Origin of the sequence: Bradyrhizobium sp. MOS001, assembly GCF_004634465.1 — a bacterium.
Classification (GTDB): domain Bacteria; phylum Pseudomonadota; class Alphaproteobacteria; order Rhizobiales; family Xanthobacteraceae; genus Bradyrhizobium; species Bradyrhizobium barranii.
On the sequence record NZ_SPVJ01000033.1, the window covers coordinates 57,351 to 76,163 of the forward strand.

Annotated in this window: 19 protein-coding genes; 2 read left to right on the forward strand and 17 right to left on the reverse strand. The window is 64.0% G+C overall.

Translation table 11 applies throughout. The features are described 5' to 3' along the window. Position 1: 1 nt before the first annotated feature. The 15 genes from CT676_RS30230 to CT676_RS30300 all read right to left on the reverse strand — a co-directional run bounded on the left by CT676_RS30230 (position 2) and on the right by CT676_RS30300 (position 12,995). A complete protein-coding gene (locus CT676_RS30230) occupies positions 2–1,006 on the reverse strand; it encodes a zinc-binding alcohol dehydrogenase family protein (RefSeq protein WP_085403959.1) in 1,005 nt (334 codons plus the stop codon). A 180-nt stretch (positions 1,007–1,186) separates the two neighbouring features. Then, entirely contained in the window at positions 1,187–2,518 is a 1,332-nt protein-coding gene (gene paaK, locus CT676_RS30235) for a phenylacetate--CoA ligase PaaK (RefSeq protein WP_085403960.1), read from the reverse strand. A gap of 46 nt (positions 2,519–2,564) precedes the next feature. Continuing rightward, positions 2,565–3,014 carry a hydroxyphenylacetyl-CoA thioesterase PaaI gene (gene paaI, locus CT676_RS30240; protein WP_085403961.1) on the reverse strand — a complete coding sequence of 150 codons (450 nt, stop codon included), beginning with the start codon at positions 3,012–3,014 and terminating at the stop codon, positions 2,565–2,567. Between the two features lie 55 nt (positions 3,015–3,069). Continuing rightward, a complete protein-coding gene (gene paaE / locus CT676_RS30245) occupies positions 3,070–4,152 on the reverse strand; it encodes a 1,2-phenylacetyl-CoA epoxidase subunit PaaE (protein ID WP_085403962.1) in 1,083 nt (360 codons plus the stop codon). A gap of 2 nt (positions 4,153–4,154) precedes the next feature. Next, positions 4,155–4,658: a 1,2-phenylacetyl-CoA epoxidase subunit PaaD gene (gene paaD, locus CT676_RS30250; protein ID WP_085403963.1), complete on the reverse strand. Its 504-nt coding sequence runs from the start codon at positions 4,656–4,658 to the stop codon at positions 4,155–4,157. Further along, positions 4,652–5,428, reverse strand: a complete 777-nt coding sequence (gene paaC, locus CT676_RS30255; protein ID WP_085403964.1) for a 1,2-phenylacetyl-CoA epoxidase subunit PaaC — start codon at positions 5,426–5,428, stop codon at positions 4,652–4,654. The genes paaD and paaC overlap by 7 nt, the downstream gene beginning before the upstream one ends. Further along, positions 5,428–5,715, reverse strand: a complete 288-nt coding sequence (paaB, locus tag CT676_RS30260; RefSeq protein ID WP_014496929.1) for a 1,2-phenylacetyl-CoA epoxidase subunit PaaB — start codon at positions 5,713–5,715, stop codon at positions 5,428–5,430. The genes paaC and paaB overlap by 1 nt, the downstream gene beginning before the upstream one ends. A gap of 10 nt (positions 5,716–5,725) precedes the next feature. Further along, positions 5,726–6,718: a 1,2-phenylacetyl-CoA epoxidase subunit PaaA gene (paaA, locus tag CT676_RS30265; protein ID WP_085403974.1), complete on the reverse strand. Its 993-nt coding sequence runs from the start codon at positions 6,716–6,718 to the stop codon at positions 5,726–5,728. Positions 6,719–6,793: 75 nt separating this feature from the next. Then, positions 6,794–7,660, reverse strand: coding sequence for a phenylacetic acid degradation operon negative regulatory protein PaaX (paaX, locus tag CT676_RS30270; RefSeq protein ID WP_085403975.1), 867 nt, complete (start codon positions 7,658–7,660; stop codon positions 6,794–6,796). Positions 7,661–7,862: 202 nt separating this feature from the next. Further along, complete coding sequence (locus tag CT676_RS30275) at positions 7,863–8,633, reverse strand: alpha/beta hydrolase (protein ID WP_085403965.1); 771 nt, start codon at positions 8,631–8,633, stop codon at positions 7,863–7,865. A gap of 201 nt (positions 8,634–8,834) precedes the next feature. Continuing rightward, positions 8,835–10,121 carry a DUF445 domain-containing protein gene (locus CT676_RS30280; RefSeq protein WP_085403966.1) on the reverse strand — a complete coding sequence of 429 codons (1,287 nt, stop codon included), beginning with the start codon at positions 10,119–10,121 and terminating at the stop codon, positions 8,835–8,837. Between the two features lie 163 nt (positions 10,122–10,284). Then, positions 10,285–10,740, reverse strand: coding sequence for a phasin (locus tag CT676_RS30285; protein ID WP_085403967.1), 456 nt, complete (start codon positions 10,738–10,740; stop codon positions 10,285–10,287). A gap of 202 nt (positions 10,741–10,942) precedes the next feature. Next, complete coding sequence (locus tag CT676_RS30290; protein ID WP_063984735.1) at positions 10,943–11,536, reverse strand: GNAT family N-acetyltransferase; 594 nt, start codon at positions 11,534–11,536, stop codon at positions 10,943–10,945. After that, positions 11,533–12,615, reverse strand: coding sequence for an alpha/beta fold hydrolase (locus CT676_RS30295; protein ID WP_085404377.1), 1,083 nt, complete (start codon positions 12,613–12,615; stop codon positions 11,533–11,535). Before CT676_RS30295 ends, CT676_RS30290 begins: the two co-directional genes overlap by 4 nt. Further along, the gene (locus CT676_RS30300; RefSeq protein WP_085404378.1) at positions 12,612–12,995 is read right to left on the reverse strand and encodes a hypothetical protein; all 384 of its coding nucleotides are present in this window, start codon (positions 12,993–12,995) and stop codon (positions 12,612–12,614) included. The genes CT676_RS30295 and CT676_RS30300 overlap by 4 nt, the downstream gene beginning before the upstream one ends. Before the next feature lie 164 nt (positions 12,996–13,159). Here CT676_RS30300 and CT676_RS30305 point away from each other — a divergent pair, with 164 nt between their 5' ends. Both CT676_RS30305 and CT676_RS30310 read left to right on the forward strand, forming a co-directional pair. Further along, positions 13,160–14,074, forward strand: coding sequence for an alpha/beta hydrolase (locus CT676_RS30305; RefSeq protein ID WP_085404379.1), 915 nt, complete (start codon positions 13,160–13,162; stop codon positions 14,072–14,074). A 124-nt stretch (positions 14,075–14,198) separates the two neighbouring features. Further along, complete coding sequence (locus CT676_RS30310) at positions 14,199–14,663, forward strand: nuclear transport factor 2 family protein (protein ID WP_085404380.1); 465 nt, start codon at positions 14,199–14,201, stop codon at positions 14,661–14,663. Positions 14,664–14,762: 99 nt separating this feature from the next. Here the strand turns inward: CT676_RS30310 and CT676_RS30315 are convergent, their stop codons facing one another. Together CT676_RS30315 and CT676_RS30320 are read right to left on the reverse strand one after the other, a co-directional pair. Then, on the reverse strand, positions 14,763–15,437 hold the full coding sequence (locus CT676_RS30315; protein WP_085404381.1) for a spermidine synthase: 675 nt from the start codon (positions 15,435–15,437) through the stop codon (positions 14,763–14,765). A gap of 30 nt (positions 15,438–15,467) precedes the next feature. After that, on the reverse strand, positions 15,468–18,704 hold the full coding sequence (locus CT676_RS30320; protein ID WP_085404382.1) for a cytochrome P450: 3,237 nt from the start codon (positions 18,702–18,704) through the stop codon (positions 15,468–15,470). Positions 18,705–18,813 lie beyond the last annotated feature (109 nt).

Below are 18,813 nucleotides of genomic sequence, written 5' to 3' on the forward strand. Positions count from 1 at the left end.
ATCAAGGCTTCAGGATCACGCGATCCCGCGACGAACCGGCGACCGCGACATAGGCCTCCTTGGCGCGCTCCAGCGGATAGACGGCATTCGCCTTGATCGGAAACGGTTTCAGGTGCCCGCTCGCAAAGCCGGGGCCGAGGTCGCGCAGCACCGCGCCGGTCGCGGCCGAGGACAGCCCGAGCGTGTCGATGCCGACATAGGTGTGTTGCCCGCGGTAGAATTCGAGGATGTTGAACTGCACGATGCGGTCGATCGCGGCGATCAGGATCTGGCGGCCGCGCAATCCGAGCGATTTGTGCGCGGCCTGGAAATAGGGATCGCCGACCGTGTTGAAGACGATGTCGGCCCCCTTGCCGCCGGTCAGTTCGCGCACGCGCGTGGCGGCATCGGTCGCCGAGGCGTCAATCACCTCGATGGCTGCGTTGGCATGGCCCTCATAGGCTTCCGCCTTGCGCACCACGCCGATGACGCGCGCGCCCTGCCACGTCGCGATCTGGACCGCGGCCTGACCGACCTTGCCGTTGACGCCGAACACCAGCACGGTTTCGCCGGGCTTTGGAACGCCGGCGCGGCGAAAGCCTTCCATCGCGGTGACGAAGGGCACGCCGACGCCGGCGGCCTCCTCCCAGGACACCGTCTTCGGCTTCTCCACCACGGCGTCGGCTTCGACGACGAGATGGCTGGCATGGGTGCCGTCGCGGCGGATGCCGAGATCGCCGGAGGAGCCGAACACCTCGCGGCCGATCGTATCGGCCGGCCCGTCAATCACCACGCCGGCATAATCGCGGCCGGGCGTGCGGGGGAAGACCGCATAGGGCATCAGCCCGGTCGCGGCCTTCACATCGGAGGGGTTGACGGCGGCGGCCTTGATCTCGATCAGGAGGTCCTTCGGACCGCGCGTGAGCATATGACGCTCGATCAGCGGCGCGATCGCCGCAGCATTATCGGCCTTGGCATCGAGGCGGACGCAGTGCGCTTCGACGGTTTTGCGATCGGCTGATGACATCGAAAGACCCACGATTTCTCGCGGGCCTTGTCGCCTTTGGGACCGGTCAAGTCAACCGCCTCCCCTCATCCTGAGGAGCCGCGCGAGCGGCGTCTCGAAGGATGTGGGCCCGCGCTGCAGCATCCAGGCCTTCATGGTTCGAGGCGCGCCTTTGGCGCTCCTCACCATGAGGAGCGACGGCTAATCCTTCGGCCGCTTGTCGTAGAGGCGTTTGGCTTTGCCGAGCGAGCGCTCCAACGTGGCCGGCGCGACCACCCGCACGTTGGAGCTGACCCCGATCGTGTTCTTGATGTGGGTCGAAATGCGATCGGCATGATCGACCAACCCCCGGCCGTCCCAGCTTTCCGGCCGCGCCTCGGCAATGATGGTCAGCTCGTCCATGCGGCCTTCGCGGGTGAGTTCAAGAATGAAATGCCCGCCGCACCAGTCGGTCGCAAGCAACACCTCCTCGATCTGGGTCGGGAACAGATTGACGCCGCGCAGGATGATCATGTCGTCGGAGCGGCCCGTCACCTTCTCCATCCGCCGCATGCCCGGCCGCGCCGTGCCCGGCAGCAGCCGCGTCAGGTCACGGGTGCGATAGCGGATCACCGGGAAGGCTTCCTTGGTCAGCGAGGTGAAGACCAGCTCACCCTTCTCGCCGTCCGGCAGCACTGCGCCAGTCTCCGGGTCGATCACCTCGGGATAAAAATGGTCCTCCCAGATGTGCAGGCCGTCCTTGGTCTCGATGCATTCCTGCGCAACGCCTGGACCGATCACCTCCGAGAGGCCATAGATGTCGGTCGCGTCCATGTCGAAGGCGTCCTCGATCTCGCCGCGCATCGCGTTGGTCCAGGGCTCGGCGCCGAAGATTCCGACCTTGAGCGAGCACTGGCGCGGGTCGAGCTTCTGGCGCTTGAACTCGTCGAGGATCGCCAGCATGTAGCTCGGCGTCACCGTGATGATGTCGGGTCGGAAGTCGTTGATGAGCTGCACCTGCCGCTCGGTCATGCCGCCGGAGATCGGCACCACGGTGCAACCAAGTTTTTCGGCGCCGTAGTGCACGCCCAATCCGCCGGTAAACAGGCCATAACCATAGGCGTTGTGGATGATCATGCCCGTGCGGCCGCCGGCGGCGCGAATCGAGCGTGCCATCACCTCCGACCAGGTGTCGATGTCGCGTTGCGTATAGCCCACCACGATCGGCTTGCCCGTGGTGCCGGACGACGCATGCACGCGCACCAGCTTTTCGCGCGGCACGGCGAACATGTTGAAGGGATAATTGTCGCGCAGATCCGTCTTCACGGTGAACGGGAATTTCGCGAGATCGGAGAGTTCGCGAAAGTCGGACGGATGCACGCCGGCCTTGTCGAAGGCCTGGCGGTAATGCGCGACGTTGTCGTAGGCGTGCTTCAGCGACCAGGCCAGCCGCTGCTTTTGCAGCACCATGATCTCGTCACGTGAGGCGCGCTCATGCGCGTCCATCTCGGCACGATAGGCGTTGCCACCTTCCTTGAGCCTCGTCAGAGCCATCCTCGTTTCCCCACATTGGTTGGTTCTTTTTATTGGTTGGTTCTTTTTATTGATCTTGCGTCGGCAGCCACGTGCCGGGAATGACACGCGAATGCCCCCGGAATTCCGCGATGACGGTGTCGCCGGCTGTCACGCGCACGTCGTAGATGCCTGAGCGTCCGCCACGGCTGACCTCGCGCGCCCTTGCAACGAGGCGGTCACCAAGCTTGCCCGGCTTGATGAAGGTGATCTGGCCCTGTGCCGCCACGACACGTTCATTGTGCGAATTGCAGGCAAACGCGAAGGCGGAATCGGCGAGCGTGAAGATGAAGCCGCCATGGGCGATGCGCTGGCCGTTGACCATCTCCGGCCGCACATTCATCGCCAGCGTCGCAAAGCCCGGACCAATCTCGACGATCTCCATGCCGAGACCCTTGGAGGCATCATCCTCGGCCCACATCGCGTCGGCGCAGGCGCGGGCAATATCCTCGGGCGACAGGTTGGCTTTGACGTTCACGCGCTTCTCCCGGCCAAATGTTTGGCCACAATGCTCTGCTGCCCGGCCATAACTGTCAAACGTGATCGTAATCGACCACGACCCGCTCCGACGACGGCTTGGCCTGGCAGGTCAGGACGAAGCCGGCCTTCAATTCCCAGGGCTCCAGTGAATAGTTGATGTCCATCGGCGCCTCGCCCTCGACCAGCTTGGCGCGGCAGGTCGAGCACATGCCACCCTTGCAGGCGAAGGGCAGATCGACGCCGGCGCGCAGCGCGGCATCGAGGATCGCCTCGTCCTCGGCAACCGGCACGTCGCGGCGCTTGCCGTCGATGATCAGCGAGGCGATCGCCTTCGGCGGCGCGTCGGGTGCAACGATCTTCTTCGGTCGCGGTTTGCCGCCGAATTCGGAGACGAAGCGCTCGACGTGGATGCGCTCTTCCGCGATGCCGAGATCCCTGCAAGTCACCTCGATCTCCTCGCTCATGCCAAGGGGACCACAGATGAAGACATGATCGACACTCGCGGCCGGCACCAGGGAACGCAGCAGCACTCTCACCTTATTGCCGTCCAGCCGGCCATGCAGGATCGGGATGTCCTGCTCCTCGCCGGAGATGACGTGGAAGATCGAGAGGCGATCGATGAAGCGGTCCTTCAGCTCCTCGAGTGCCTCCAGGAACATGATGTTGTCGGTGGCGCGGTTGCCGTAGAACAGGAAGAAGCGGCTGTGCGGCTCGCGCGCAAGCACGCCCTTGACGATCGACAGGATCGGTGTGATGCCGGAGCCCGCGGCAAAGCCGACATGGATGCGTCCGCTATCTGCCGGCGGGATCACGCCGAAGCGCCCGGTCGGCGTCATGACGTCGAGCTCGTCGCCGCATTTGAGTTCATCCGCCGCCCAGTTCGAAAATGCTCCGCCGTCAATCTTCTTCACGGCAATGCGGATCTCGCCATCGTCAGGACCCGAGCAGATCGAATAGGAGCGCCGGACTTCCTCGCCATCGAGCATGGTGCGGAGCGTGAGGTACTGGCCGGGCGCGAAAGCGTAGTCGCCCGCGAGTTCGCCGGGGACCGCAAAGGTCATCGATACGGCATCGGCCGCCTCGCGGCGGAGGTCGTTGACGGTCAGGCGATGAAAGCGCGGTGCGGCTGCGGACATGATCAATGACACTTGAAATAATCGAAGGGTTCGCGGCAGGCCTTGCAGCGCCACAGCGCCTTGCAGGAGGTCGAGCCGAATTCGGACAGCAGCTCGGTCTTGTCAGAGCCGCATTTCGGGCACGCGATGGCCTGCTCGCCGAACAGCGCGCGGCGGGAGCTTGACGCCTGCGGTGGCGCGATGCCGTAGGCGTGCAGCTTGCGGCGGCCCTCCTCGCTCATCCAGTCGGTGGTCCAGGCCGGCGACAGCACGGTGCGGACTTTTGGCTGGCGAAAACCGGCGCGCTCCAACGCAAGCTCGATTTCGAACGCAATCATGTTCATGGCCGGGCAGCCCGAATAGGTCGGGGTGATCGCGACCTCGACATGATCGCCGTCGAGCACGACATCGCGCAGCACGCCGAGATCGGCGATGGTCAGCACCGGGATTTCGGGGTCAACGACGCCCGCCGCGGCGTCCCAGGCGCGCCGGCGCAGCTCACTGTCGCGGTCCAGCACTGTCACCATGTCAGCCCCGGAAAAGTACGCTGCATCGACTGAAGCTCGGACAGGAGATGACCGAGATGCTCGCTGTGGCGGCCCACGCGGCCGCCCTGCTGCATCCAGTCATTCTGCGGCAGTGTGAGTGTTGCTTCGCTGACGACATCGGAGAGCGTCTTCAGCCAGCGACCGCGCAAGGTCCCGGGATCAATCGCGATACCGGCATGGATCAGGGCGCGCTCTCCGTCATCGACGGCGAACATCTCACCGGTGAAGGCCCAGAGGTGATCGATCGCGGCCTGCGCCCTGGCGTGACTCTCACCGGTGCCATCGCCGAGCCGAATGATCCATTCGGAGGCGTGGCGCAGATGATAAGCGGTCTCCTTCTCGGACTTGGCGGCAATGGCCGCGAGCGTCGTATCGCGCGAATTCATCATCGCGCGCCAATAGAGGTCGGCGAAGGCAGAATAGAAGAACTGCCGCACCAGGGTCTGGGCAAAGTCGCCATTCGGCTGTTCGACCAGCAGCAGGTTGCGGTACTGCCTGACGTCGCGCAAATAGGCGAGCTTGTCCTCGTTGTTGTCCTTGCCTTCGGTTTTGGCTGCGTAGGTGTAGAGTTCACGCGCCTGGCCGATGAGATCGAGCGCGATGTTGGAGAGCGCCATGTCCTCTTCCAGCATCGGCGCATGTCCGCACCATTCCGACAACCGATGACCGATAATCAGCGCATCGTCGGCGCGGCGCAGCGCGTAGAGCACCAGCGGTGTTTCCGCGACCTGGATGTTGGCCACAAGCATCACATGTGCCCCACTTCTTCCGGCACCTCGTAGAACGTCGGATGCCGGTAGATCTTCGATTCCGCCGGCTCGAACATCATGCCCTTCTCGGCCGGATCGCTCGCGGTGATCGCGGTCGACGGCACGACCCAGATCGACAGCCCCTCGCCGCGCCGGGTGTAAATGTCGCGCGCGGCCTGCAGGGCCATGGTGGCATCGTTCGCATGCAGCGAGCCGACATGCTTGTGCGCGAGCCCGTTGCGGCTGCGAATGAAGACTTCCCACAGCGGCGTGTTTGGCGTGGCCATCGTGATCTCCTTATTCCGCGGCTTGTGCGGTCTGACGCCGCGCCCGCTTTGCGGCATAGCTAGCTGCCGCCTCACGCACCCAGGCGCCCTCATCGTGCGCCTTGCGACGCGCGGCGAGCCGATCGCGGTTGCAGGGGCCGTTACCGGCCAGCACCTGCTTGAATTCGGTCCAGTCGATCTCGCTGTAGCGCCAGTGGCCTTCGGCGTCCTGCGTCATGCCGGGATCGGGAATGGTGAGGCCGAGATATTGCGCCTGCGGCACGGTGGCATCGACGAACTTCTGGCGCAGCTCGTCATTGGAGAAGCGCTTGATCTTCCACTTCGTCGATGTGTCGCTGTGCTGGCTCGTCGCATCGGGCGGACCGAACATCATCAGCACCGGCCACCACCAGCGGTTCAGCGCATCCTGCGCCATCGCCTTCTGCTCATCCGAGCCGCGGCACAGCGTCAGCATGATCTCGTAGCCCTGGCGCTGGTGGAACGATTCCTCCTTGCAGACGCGGATCATCGCGCGTGCGTACGGGCCGTAGGAGCAACGACACAGCGGGATCTGGTTCATGATCGCGGCGCCGTCGACCAGCCAGCCGATGGTGCCGATATCGGCCCAGGTCAGCGTCGGATAGTTGAAGATCGAGGAATATTTGGCCTTGCCGGCAAGCATGGCGTCGACCAGCTCTTCGCGCGAGGTGCCGAGCGTTTCGGCGGCGGCGTAGAGATAGAGTCCGTGGCCGCACTCGTCCTGCACCTTGGCCAGCAGCGCCGCCTTGCGGCGCAAGGTCGGCGCGCGCGTGATCCAGTTGCCCTCAGGCAGCATGCCAACGATTTCGGAATGGGCGTGCTGGGAGATCTGGCGGGTGAGCGTCTTGCGATAGGCCGCCGGCATCCAGTCGTTCGGCTCGATGCGCTCCTCGGCATCGATGCGGGCCTGGAACTGCGCAGCCTTCGCCGCATCCTCGAGACCGCGGTCGTCGGTCTCGGCCGTATTCAGCGCCTGGGTATACATGCGCATCCTCCCGTTTATTGGGAGGCAATATATAACAAAAATTACTTCATGCAATATATTTCTGTAACATATAAATCAGACCTCGAACCTCCGCTCCAGGAGCTTTCGAGCCGGCGGCAGTGGCCCCTTCTCATTGGTTCCATGGCTATCAAGCCATTGTTCCGACGGCGCAAGCAGCGCGCGATAGACCTCGCGGCAGACTTCACGTGCTGCCCTGCCAGGCCAGTCGCCGGGCAGCAGGCTCTCGGGCAGCAGCGGATCGCGCAACACGACGCGGCGGTAGTAGTGGATCAGCAGGATCCGCGCGGTGAAGGCGTCGGCCTCGGACAGATCCGCACCGCGCGCGATAGCGGCACGGAGCGGCTCGAACGTCTTCATGAACTTCAGATAGGCGTCGGCGGTGCGGTCCAGCGGCCAGCTCGCGCTGAGCAGACGGCGCCCGCTGTCATCTTCAGCCGAGACTTCGAGACGGATCGCCCCGGCAGCCTCGTCCGGCACCGGCACGCCTGATGGCGCGACCCACACGCCGGGCAGCGGACTGCCGAAGCCGGCGTTGCGCAGCGCTTCGCGCGAGACGTCGCGATCCTCGCCGTTGCCGATCAGGAGCAGCTCGAAGCGCCCGGTCCAGTCCGACGATGGCGGATCGTAGATGTGGCGCGTGGCGGCCTCGAAGGTCTGACTTCCCTTGTCGGCCAGGCGATAAAAACTGTTACGGCCAACCTTTTCGCGCATCAGCCAGCCATCGGCAGCAAGGCGCGACATCGCGGTGCGCACCACGCCGGCATCGATGTCCAGACTCTCGAAGAACTCCAACAGCGTGCCGAGCCACACCGAGCCGCCGCGCGGCACGATGGCGTCGCCAAACACGGTGATGACGATGGAGCCCGTGCGTGACGGCTCACGCTTGAGCTGGTCGATGATGCGGGACAATGGATGCGCCATGCGCGAGGCATAGCGCGTTTGGTGCGGGCGCGACAATGGACGGGGGCGACAATCAAAGCGAGAGCCGGGCTCGATCCTTCGAGACGGCGCTTCGCGCCTCCTCAGGATGAGGTCTGATCGCTTTCGCGCGGCGTCACTAGCTCTCAGTCCTCATGGTGAGGAGCGCGGCAAAGCCGCGCGTCTCGAACCATGCAGGCCGCGCTTACCGATGCGGATCGGGATAGATCATGCTGCGCCAGCCGCTGCGGTCGAACGGCCGCCACTGGCCTTCCTTCTGCGCGAGGCGGTCGGCGACCGCATAGACGGCTGCGGGATGATGGCCCATGCCGCAATGGCTGCTCTCGACCTCGATGCTCTCGGTCTGCGCGCCCGTCTTCTCCATACAGCCCTGCCAGGCGCAGACGCCGTCGGTGCGGCTGAAGACGGCGGTGGTCGGCACCGGCGGCGGGACGGCGAGCTCGCCGCCGAACTGCGGATCGACCTCGTCGGACTTCCGGCCGCTCGCCCATTCATAGACGCGCCAGGCATTGGTCGAACGGGGATCGCCCGCGAAGGGGCTGCCGAGCGTGATCACCTGGCGCACGCGCGCCGGCATCATCTTGGCGAGCTGGCGCGCATAGAGGCCGCCGAGGCTCCAGCCGACCAGACTGATCTTGCGGCCATGCTTGTCGCTGAGCTCCTGCACGAGATCGACCATCGCATGCTGCACGCCCTCGCGCAGGCCGTAGTTGCGGCCCTGGCGCCAGCCGCTTGCCGCGTAGCCCTTGCTGGTCAGAAACGAGCGCAGCGCGCGCGTCGACGCGTCGGAGGCCACGAGGCCCGGGAACACCAGCACCGGATGCCCATCGCCGCGGGGCGCAAGGCTCAGCAGCGGCAGTGCGCCGAGGAATGCGCCGAACTCGTGGATCGCGCGCCCTTCCAGGAACATCAAGGTGCGGGACGGCGGACGCAGCGTCTGGGCAGTAGCAGTCATCAATGGTCCCCTGGGCAGAATTGCTGAAAAGGCTACCGGTTGCGATGCCGGCAAATGGGTATGAATTCCAACACTCCGGCTTCTCGAACGTTCCGCAACGCAGCATGAATCAGCTAGGCGGCCGATGCCCGACATTCAAGCGGGTGAAACCCAAGGCGACAATAGGCCCGCGCGTGAATGCCAGCGTCCGTGACGCAAAAGTCACAACCACCGAAGCAGGAATTCTACGGAGTAGAGAGCAAGACCTGCGAGCCCGCCGATCAGCGAGCCATTGAAGCGGATGTATTGCAGGTCGCGGCCGATGTTGATTTCAATCAGCGAAATCAGCTGCGCCATATCCCACGCCTTGACCTGGTCGGAAATGAAGGTCGAGACGCCGCTCTTCTGATCCGCAACGAAGCTGCGCAGCACCGCCACCAGACCCTTGTTGATCTCGCCGCGGAGCTCGGCATCGCCGGCGAGCGCCTCGCCCGCGGCGACGAACATCCCGGCGAGATGATGCTGCAGCACCTGCGTCTCGCCGCTCGCGCTGCGCTCGATGAAGGAGCGCGTGTTGGCCCAGACGGTGCGGGCGAGATCGGCAAGCTCGGGCCGGGCGAGCAGATCGCGCTTCAATCCGTCGATGCGGTCGATATAGGCCTGATCGGTGCCGAGCCGGTCGACGAAGCCCAGCACCATGCGATCGAATTCGCCGCGAAACGGATGTTTGGGATCGCTGCGCACCTCGTTGAAAAAAGCCGTGGCGGACGCCACGATCTTGTTCACCAGAAACTTGTCGGCGCGATAGAGCCTGAGCAGGGTCGGCAACTCCGCGCGCACCTTCTCGCGGATCATCGCCATCGTCTCGGTCTGATTCAGCGTCTCGTGCATCACGCGCAGGAGATCATCGAACAGGATCTGATGCCGCCCTTCCGCGACGAAGCCGCGCAGCGTGCCGGCCGCGAGCGGCGCAAGGTCGATCGCCTGGAGCTGCGAGGACATGCGGCGAATGATGAAGGTCATCAGACCCGAGCTTTCCGTCGCGGAGACGGCCTCCGGCAGCAGGCGCAGCGCGAAACGCGCGAGATCATCGCTGCGCTTGCGGTCGCGCAGCCAGTCGGCGACGAAGGAGCCGAAATCGATCTCCCTCAGCTTGGCCTCGACGGGGCGGGCCTCGAGGAAATGCACCTGGATGAACTCGCCGAGCTTGTCGGCGATGCGGGCCTGATTGCTCTGGATGATCGCGGTGTGCGGGATCGGCAGGCCGAGCGGCCGCTTGAACAGCGCGACCACCGCGTACCAGTCGGCGAGCCCGCCGATGGTCGCAGCTTCTGCGAAGGCCGCGATGAAGCCGAACACGGGATGCACTGGCAGAAGCCATTTCGCAACGACGAACAGGGCAAGCGTCGAGGCCAGCACCAGCGTCGCCAGTGCTTTGACGCGGCGAAGCTCCGCCGCGCGTTCGGCGTCACCGGGGGTGTCGAAGGAGAAGGTAGCGGGCGGGGTCATCACTGCATCACCCTACTCGTCATTGCGAGCGAAGCGAAGCAATCCAGAGTCTTTCCACGGAGACGGACTGGATTGCTTCGCTTCGCTCGCAATGACGGCAGCGCAAAAAACAAAGGCCCGCCGAAGCGGGCCTCAAATTTCAGTTTGTACTCAGGGTGCCGTATCAAGCGGTCTTGGTGTAGACCTTGGCAAAGTTGTCCTGAGCGGACTTCGCACCGTTGGCAGCGAGCTTGCCGACATAGTCGGCGGTCGCCTTGGCGCGCGAGACGAAGACTTCGCCGCGGGCGCGGAGCAGGCTCGACTGGATCTCGACGGCTTCGCTGACCGACTTGGCGGACGCGAGCTTGTCGATGCCCGAGAAGAACGCCTCGGCGTCTTCATAGATCGCCTGCTGGATGTTGCGGCTGATCTTGCCGGCCTCGGTGACGGACTCGGTCACCGCGTTCTCGACGGCGGCGGTCACGCGCTCGGAGCCAGCGAACACCTCGGCAGCACGGTCCTTGGCGGTGTTGGCGGACTTCTTGACGAAATCGCGAGCGGCCTCGGGAACTTCCAGGTTCTGGATGTTCTTGAAAGCGTCCTTGAAGCCCTCGAAGGCAGTGTTGGTTTCGGTGGTCATGGGGTTCTCTCCATCCTCATTGGGTTGAGCTATGGGCTCACCCCGTCCTCATTGGCCCGGGGCACGGCTTGTATGACATAATTAATGGTGCGATGCAATATTCGTATTGCACTGCGATATCACGAAATCGTGAAAAGCCTTAATGGAAGGCAATTTGCCGCCTCCCTGGCCAGACGGGTTCCGGATAACGAGCCGGCCGCCCCTAATGCTGGACGGCACCCGGCAGCCCATAGGCCTCCATTTGGGCCTGCACCTGCGCAATATTGTGCCCGAGCACGACAATGTCGTGGGTCTTGCCGTCGACGTCCCGGACATGGTCCCGCAGCAGCGCCTCGGCCTTGAAGCCGAGGCTCTCGAACAAGGCGATCGCCGCCTGCTGGTCGACCGTCATCTGGACCGAAAGCTTTTCCAGGCCGGCGCCGAGCGCGAGCGCAAAGGTCTCCTGCGAGAGCGCCCGCCCGACCCCCTTCCCGCGCACGTCGAGGGAAACAACCATCCGGATCTCGCCGACATGGGGCGACCAGGAATGCGGATCGCGCACCAGCGTGCCGCAGCCGACGACCTTGGCGTCCCTGACCGCGAGCAGGCTGGTAATCGCGCCGCGCTCGATCTCCTTGACCCAGGCCGAGAGCACCTTCGGCTCGCTGATGTTGCGCGGCAGGAACAACAGATCATGGGTCGGCAGGCCCTTGCCGAAGGCCAGCATCGCGGCCTCGTCCGCAGGCGACATCAGGCGGATCTCGATATCGCCAGCGTCGGTCTTGACCTGACGCGGATAGGAACGCTGCTCACTCATGTCGATCTCTTCCCCAGCCAGGAATCCAGTTTCGGCCACAGCCGTTTCACAGCGTTGGCGCCGGCGACAAGCGAGACGTGACCGCCCTTCAGCATCACCTCTTCCTTGTCATCGGATCCGATCTTCGCGATCAGGTGTTTTGCGGCGTCATACGGCACGATGTGATCGTGCTCGGCGACCGCATGCAGGAACGGCACCTTGATGTCTTCGAGCTTCGCCGCGCGGCCGCCGACCGACATAGTGTCGTTGAACAGTTTGTTGTCCCACATCAGATCCTTGGTGATCGTGCGGAAATACTCGCCCGCAAGCGGCAGCGTGTCGGTCGCCCAGCGGTCGAACATGCGATACGATTTCACGAACTCATCGTTCCAGATGTTTTCCCAAAGCTGGATCTGGCTCGCCGTGCGCGAGGCCGGGCGCAGCATCTCGAACGAGGACAGGATCATCTCCGGCGGCACGTTGCCGACGCTGTCGACGAGGCGGTCGACGTCGAAATAGCGGCGGTCGGAGAAATTGGAGAACAGCTTCATCTCGCGAAAGTCGATCGGGGTGGTGAAGCAGATCAAATTCTTCATCGGCCCGTCCTTGTGGATCGAGCCGTAGAGCAGCGACAGCACGCCGCCGAAGCAATAGCCGATCACCGAGACGTCCTGCTCGCCGGAATCCGCCTGCACGCGGCGGACACAATCCGGGATGAAGTCGAGGACGTAGTCCTCCATGCGCAGGCTCTTCTCCTCCGGCCGCGGCGCGCTCCAGTCCAGCATGTAGACGTCGTAGCCGCGCTTGAGCAGGAACTCGATGAAGCTCTGACCAGGCACGAGATCGAGGATGTAGCCACGATTGGTGGTCGCCATCACGATCAAGACCGGTACGCGGTAGATCTCGTCGGACATCGGCCTGTAGTGATAGAGGCTCATGGTGCCGCGCGAATGCAGCACGTCCTTCGGCGTCGAGCCGAGCGAAGGGCCCGAAGTCGAGAAATATTCGACGCCCTTGATGCTGCGCTGGATGGCGCGCTGCACCTCGGACTGGATGCGATCCGGGATCGATGCGAGATCTAGTCCGGTGGCTGCATTCATGTCTGCTCTCCGCCCTCGGACGGCGGGCGCCTGGTGCGCGGCGGTCGCAATGCCGTATCGGAGCCCTGAGATACGCCGGAACGTGCCGCCATCTGGCTCAGCATCCACTTGATCTCACCGATCTGGCCTTCGATGGCTTGCAACCTTTCGGCAAGGCCAGTGACCTGATCGCGGCTGGGCAGGTTCATGGAGACCAGATATTTTTCCATGAGCTCGCCGAGTTGCTTCTGAGCACCTGCAGCAACCCCTCCCGCGCGGTTCATCGCCTGTGAAAACTCGGGCGACGACATGGCCTGGTTGGCGAAGGAGTTGAACCCCTTCTCCATCTCACCAACCATCTTCTGCCACATGGCGACGGGGTCATTGGTCTTGTCGGTCATCGGCGTCCTCCTGATATCGAGAGCTGCGATGCCCTTCTTTTTTCGCCATACCACACCGTTGCGAGGGAGCGGTCAACCGGCAGGTCGCGCGGTGCGGCGCACACGGCTTCTTTGCGGCGGCAAACCGTGCGATACAGCATCGATCAGCAGGAGGGAACGCGCCCGTGACCACCCATCAGCCGCCCCAGAGCATCCGCGCCAACGGCATCGACATCTGCTACGAGATCTTCGGCAACGACAATGCCGAGCCGCTACTGCTGATCATGGGGCTCGGGGCGCAGATGATCCACTGGGACGATGCGTTCTGCGAGCAGCTCGCCGTGCATGGCTTTCGCGTGATCCGCTTCGACAATCGCGACATCGGCAAGTCGAGCCATCTGACGGGCGGCAAACGCCTGACGCCGCTCGAGCTGCTGAAGCTGCGCTTTCTCAAGATTCCCGTCGCCGCGACCTACAAGCTGATCGACATGGCGAAGGACACGGTCGGCCTGATGGATGCGCTCGGCATCAAGTCGGCGCATCTGGTTGGCGCCTCGATGGGTGGCATGATCGCGCAGGAGGTGACGCTGTCGTTTCCAGAGCGCGTGCGCTCGCTCACCTCGATCATGTCGACGACAGGCAATCCGCGCGTGCCACCGCCGACACGCGAGGCCTCCGCGATGCTGATGGCTCCGCCGCCGCAAAGCAAGGAGGAGTTCATCGTCCGCTTCGGCGAGACCTGGAAGGTGCTGCGCGCCGGGTCCTTTCCGGAAGAGGAAGCGCTCGACCCCGATCGTGCCGAGCGCGTGTTCGCACGCGGCCTCAATCCGGCCGGCGTCGGCCGGCAGCTCCGCGCCGTACTCGCCTCCGGCAGCCGCAAGGAGCGGCTGCATGGCGTGAAAACACCGACGCTGGTCATTCACGGCACCGTCGATCCGCTGGTGCGGCCCGAAGGCGGCAAGGACACCGCAGAGTCGATTCCCGGCGCAAAGCTGTTGATGATCGACGGCATGGGCCATGCGCTGCCGATGCGCTTCTGGCCCGACATCATCCGCGCCATCGACAAGCACGCTCATGGGGCGGCGGCGCAGGCGGCGTAAACGCGACCGGTCTCCTCGCGGTGACCATGTGAGCTTCCGGTTACTCTCTTAACGTGAGCCGGCGCGAAAGCTATACAGGCCTCCCTCAATCGCAAGACAGAGGCTGCGGCCTCTCGGAGTTCACATGCATCTCATCGTCCGGCCCGTCGCAATGATTGCGGCTTCCATTCTCATGCTGTCCCTCAGCAACGGCGCTGCGCTGGCCGCCAGCGCGCAGGAAGAAGCCAACCGCGCCGCCGTGCTGGCCTTCTACGAGAAGGGCCTTAACCAAAAGGACGCCGACGCCGCCCTCGCCTATGTCGGCAACCGTTATGTCCAGCACAATCCGAACGCGCCCGATGGTCCGGACGGTTTTCGCAAGTTCATCGGCTTCCTGCGCGAAAAGTTCCCGAGCTCGCACAGCGAGATCAAGCGCTCATTCGTCGACGGCGACTTCGTCATCCTGCATGTCCACTCCGTTCGCGAGCCCGGCAGCAGGGGCCGCGCGATCGTGGATATCTTCAAGCTGGAAAACGGCAAGATCGTCGAACACTGGGACGTTGTTCAGGACATCCCGGAAAATCCGGCGAACAACAATACGATGTTCTAGAGCCGTAGCCCGGATGAAGCGCAGCGTAATCCGGGACCACTCTTTGCGGATCGACCGCCCCGGATTTCGCTTCGCTCCATCCGGGCTACAAATCGCCGCCTAGCTCTTCCGCGCAATCCAGATTACATGGCGCGCGCCGCCGCCTCGTCCGGTGGCCCGGACATTGACTTCGTTCACATCGAAGCCGGCGCTGCCGAGGCGCTTGGTGAAGGCCGGGTTGGGTCCCGACGACCAGACGGCGAGCACGCCGCCCGGCCGCAGCGCCACCTTCGCCGCTTTCAACCCGCTCGCATTGTAGAGTGCGTTATTGCCCTTCCGGGTCAGCCCCTCCGGCCCGTTGTCGACGTCGAGCAGAATGGCGTCGAAGGCCGACCGCTGCGCGCGGATGATCTCGCCGACATCGGTTTCCCGGATCTTCACCCTGACATCATCGAGACTGTCGCCAAAGACCTCGGCCATCGGGCCGCGCGCCCAGGCGACCACCGCCGGCACGAGCTCGGAGACCACGATCTTCGCCTTGCTCCCGAGCACAGTCAGCGCCGCGCGCAGCGTAAAGCCCATCCCGAGGCCTCCGATGAGGACAACGGGCTTTGCGACCTTCTCGATCTGCTTCGCCGCCAGTGTCGCGAGCGCCGCCTCAGAGCCCGACAGGCGGTTGTTCATCAGCTCGTTGGTGCCGAGCTTGATGGAGAACTCCTTGCCGCGCCGCATCAGGCGGAGCTCCTCGTCGGAGCCGGGGATTTTTGCGGTGTCGATCTTTTCCCAGGGAATCATGGGAAAGCTTTAGCACGATCGGACGAACAATCACCCTCCCGCCCAGACGTCCAGCACATAGCGGTTCTTCGCGCCCATCTCCTCGATCCAGCGCACAGCTGTGGCGGCATCGCTGCCGCTCTTCTCGCGATGGATCGCAACGAGCGCGGCCTTCACGTCGGGCTCCATCTTGCCGCCATCGCCGCAGACATAAATGATCGCGCCCTGCTCGATCAGCGGCCAGACCCTGTCCTTCTGCGCGGCAAGCATGTGCTGCACATAGGTCTTCGGTCCATCTGCACGCGAGAATGCCGTGAAGAGCTCGGTGATGCCGCTTGCCGCCAGCCCCTTCAGCTCCTCCGCGTAGAGAAAATCCTGGTCGGGATGGCGGCAGCCGAAGAACAGCATGGCCGGACCGAGGGCGGCGCCTTTCGCCTTGCGCGCAGCGCGCTCCTGGAGGAAGCCGCGGAACGGCGCAAGCCCGGTGCCCGGGCCGATCATGATGATCGGCACCGATGACTCATCCGGGAGCCGGAAGCCGGCCTTGGTCTCGCGCACGGTGGCATAGATCGCATCGCCCGCACGCCGGTTGGAGAGATAATTCGAGCAGATGCCTTTGTAGACACCGCGCCCGGAGGCGGCCGGCCCTTCGACCACGCCGACCGTGACGCTGCATCGCGCCGGGTCGACCGACGGCGACGACGAGATCGAATAGTAGCGCGGCGCCAGCAGCGAGAGCATTTCCAGGTAAACGTGGAACGGCAACTCGCAGGCCGGATATTCGAGCAGCATGTCGAACACCGATTTGCGCCCGGCCAGAATCTCGGTGCGATAGCGCTCGAGCGGCTCGGCCTCCTCGCCAACGAAGGCCAGCAGCTTAGGCTTGGTGACCGGGCAGCGGGTGTGCTCTGCCATGATCTGGATCTGCTTCCGTGTCGCCACCTGCTGCAGCTCGACGAACTCGCTGAGCAGGCGTCCGACCGAGACGGCATTGCCGACCGGCAGCTGCGCGCGGCGGCCTTCGGCGACCTGAAGCCTGATCTGGTCCGCCGGCAGGAAGCCGAAGCGACGGGCAACCGAATCCACCAGCGTCGGATCATTGCGCGGGACCACACTCAGATGATCGCCGACGCGGTAGGTGATGTTGGACGGCAGCTGCACCTCGATATGGCGCGTCGAACGCTCGGACGGATTGGCGCTGGACTTGTTCTGAAGCTCGTCATTGACCAGCACCTTCATCGCGACAGCACCGCCCTGCGCGACGATGGTGTTGACGGCGGTTACTGCGACAGGCTCGATCGCATAGAGCGGATCGTCCTCCGCGGTGCGGGTGAAATTCCAGTCGATGCCGAATTCCTTGGTGGCGACCTGCGCGGCCGCAGGGAACCATTTCTGGAACTGGCCGTCGAGATCGCTGCGCGCATCGCCTTCGCCGCGCGGATAGACCGCGCGCGCACCATGCTTCGACAATTGCTCGTCGATGAAGCGCGGCACCGATTGATAGGTCGCCGCCCAATCGCTGTTGCCGCAGCCGAACACAGCGTAGCGCACATTGGCAAAGGCATCCTTCGGCAGATCGTCGCCGAGCCATTTGACGAATTGCGTCGCATTGTCAGGGGGCGCGCCGTTATAGGAGGCGCAGATGATCAGCACGCCACCCTCCTGCGGCAGCTTGCCGACGTAATCGTCGAGCGGCCCGAGATGCACGGCAAAGCCGTTGATCTCGGCAAGGTCGGCCATGCGCGTCGCGAGCTCCTCGGCCGTGCCGAGATTGGAGCCGTACAGCACCAGCATCGGCGTATTGTGGCCGGGCCGCGTCGTCGGCTGACGAGGCGCCCGCGGCCCCGAGGACGCAGCTGCGACAGGACCGCCATAGGCGCCGCGCTCGCGATCGGCGCGCGGACGTACCTTGATCTTGAAGCCTTCCGGCTTCATCGTCAGCGTTTCCTTCAGATGCATCTGATAGCGCTGATGGTCGATCAGCTTGAAGCGCTGGAGGATCATGCCGAGCGCGAGTGCCGCCTCGTGCATCGCAAAACCGCGGCCGATGCAGGCGCGCTGGCCATTGCCGAACGGCTTCCAGGCGTTGATCGGCCGCTTGGCCTCCGCCTCGCGGCTGAAATTCTCGGGATCGAAGGCGTCCGGATTCGGACCCCAGACCGAGGGATCGCGATGCAGCGCCGTCACCAGGATGGTGATGAAGGTGCCCTTCCTAAGCCTGTACTGGCCGCCGCCGATAGTCTCGTCGTTCAGCGGCGAGATGCCATAGGCCGGCGCCGGCGGCCACAGCCGCAGAGCTTCCTTGAGGATCTGCGTGATGTAGGTGAGCTGCGTCACCTGCTGGTAGGTCGGCTTCGCGTTGACGTCGGGGCCGAAGACGCGGTCGACCTCGTCATAGGCCTTCTTGAGAATGTCCGGGTGCTTGAGCAGAGCGTAGAGCGTGTAGGACAGCAGGCCACTGGTGGTCTCGTGCCCCGCGATCAGGAACGTGTTGATCTGGTAGCGGATGTTGATGTCGTCAAGCTGCTCGCCGGTCGAACGGTCGACGCCGGTCATCATCGCGGCGAGCATGTCCTTCTTGTCGTCGATCCCTTCGGCGCTCTTGCGGCGCTCGGCGATGATCTCGTCGACCATCTTGTTCATGAAGGCGACGTCTTCGGCGAGCGTCTTCCGGCGCTTCTGCATCCAGAGCTGCTCGAACGGCAGGCCGCGCGTCATCATGATGGTTTCGAGCGAGCGCACCAGCGACTCGACGAAGGGATGGTAGTCGCGTCGATAGAAGGAATTGAAGCGGTACTCGAAGCCGCACAGGCCGATTGTGTCCAGCGTCAGCGCGGTCATGTCATGGACGACGTCGATCTCGTCGTCGGCGTTGAGCCGTTCCCATTTGTTGACGAGCTGCTCGGCGATATCGACCATGCTCGGGTGATAGGACTGCATGGCGCGGTTGCCGAACGGCTGAAGCAGGATGTTGTGCGCCTTGCTCCAGTTCGGCTCCCTGGTGTCGGCCGTGAAAAGGCCGTCGCCGCCGACCGCGCGCACGCGGCGCAGCGCACCGCGCACCGTCTTGTCGAAGCGCTTCTCGTCGGACAGCTCGTCGACGAGATCATGGCCGGAGACGACGACGATCGGCGAACCCATCATGTCGAGCCAGAAGATCGGCCCGAGCTCCTTGGCAAGCCGGGTCAGGTGCTGCACCGGCGCGGCCGAATCCAGCGACAGCATGTTGCCGACCACCGGCTTGGTCGGCGGCTGCGGAATCGGGTCCAGACGGTTCTTGGATGACATCGAAATGTAGTCCCCCTGCCTCAATGTCGTCATTGCGAGCGAAGCGAAGCAATCCAGAATATATCCGCGGAGGCAGTCTGGATTGCTTCGTCGCTTCGCTCCTCGCAAT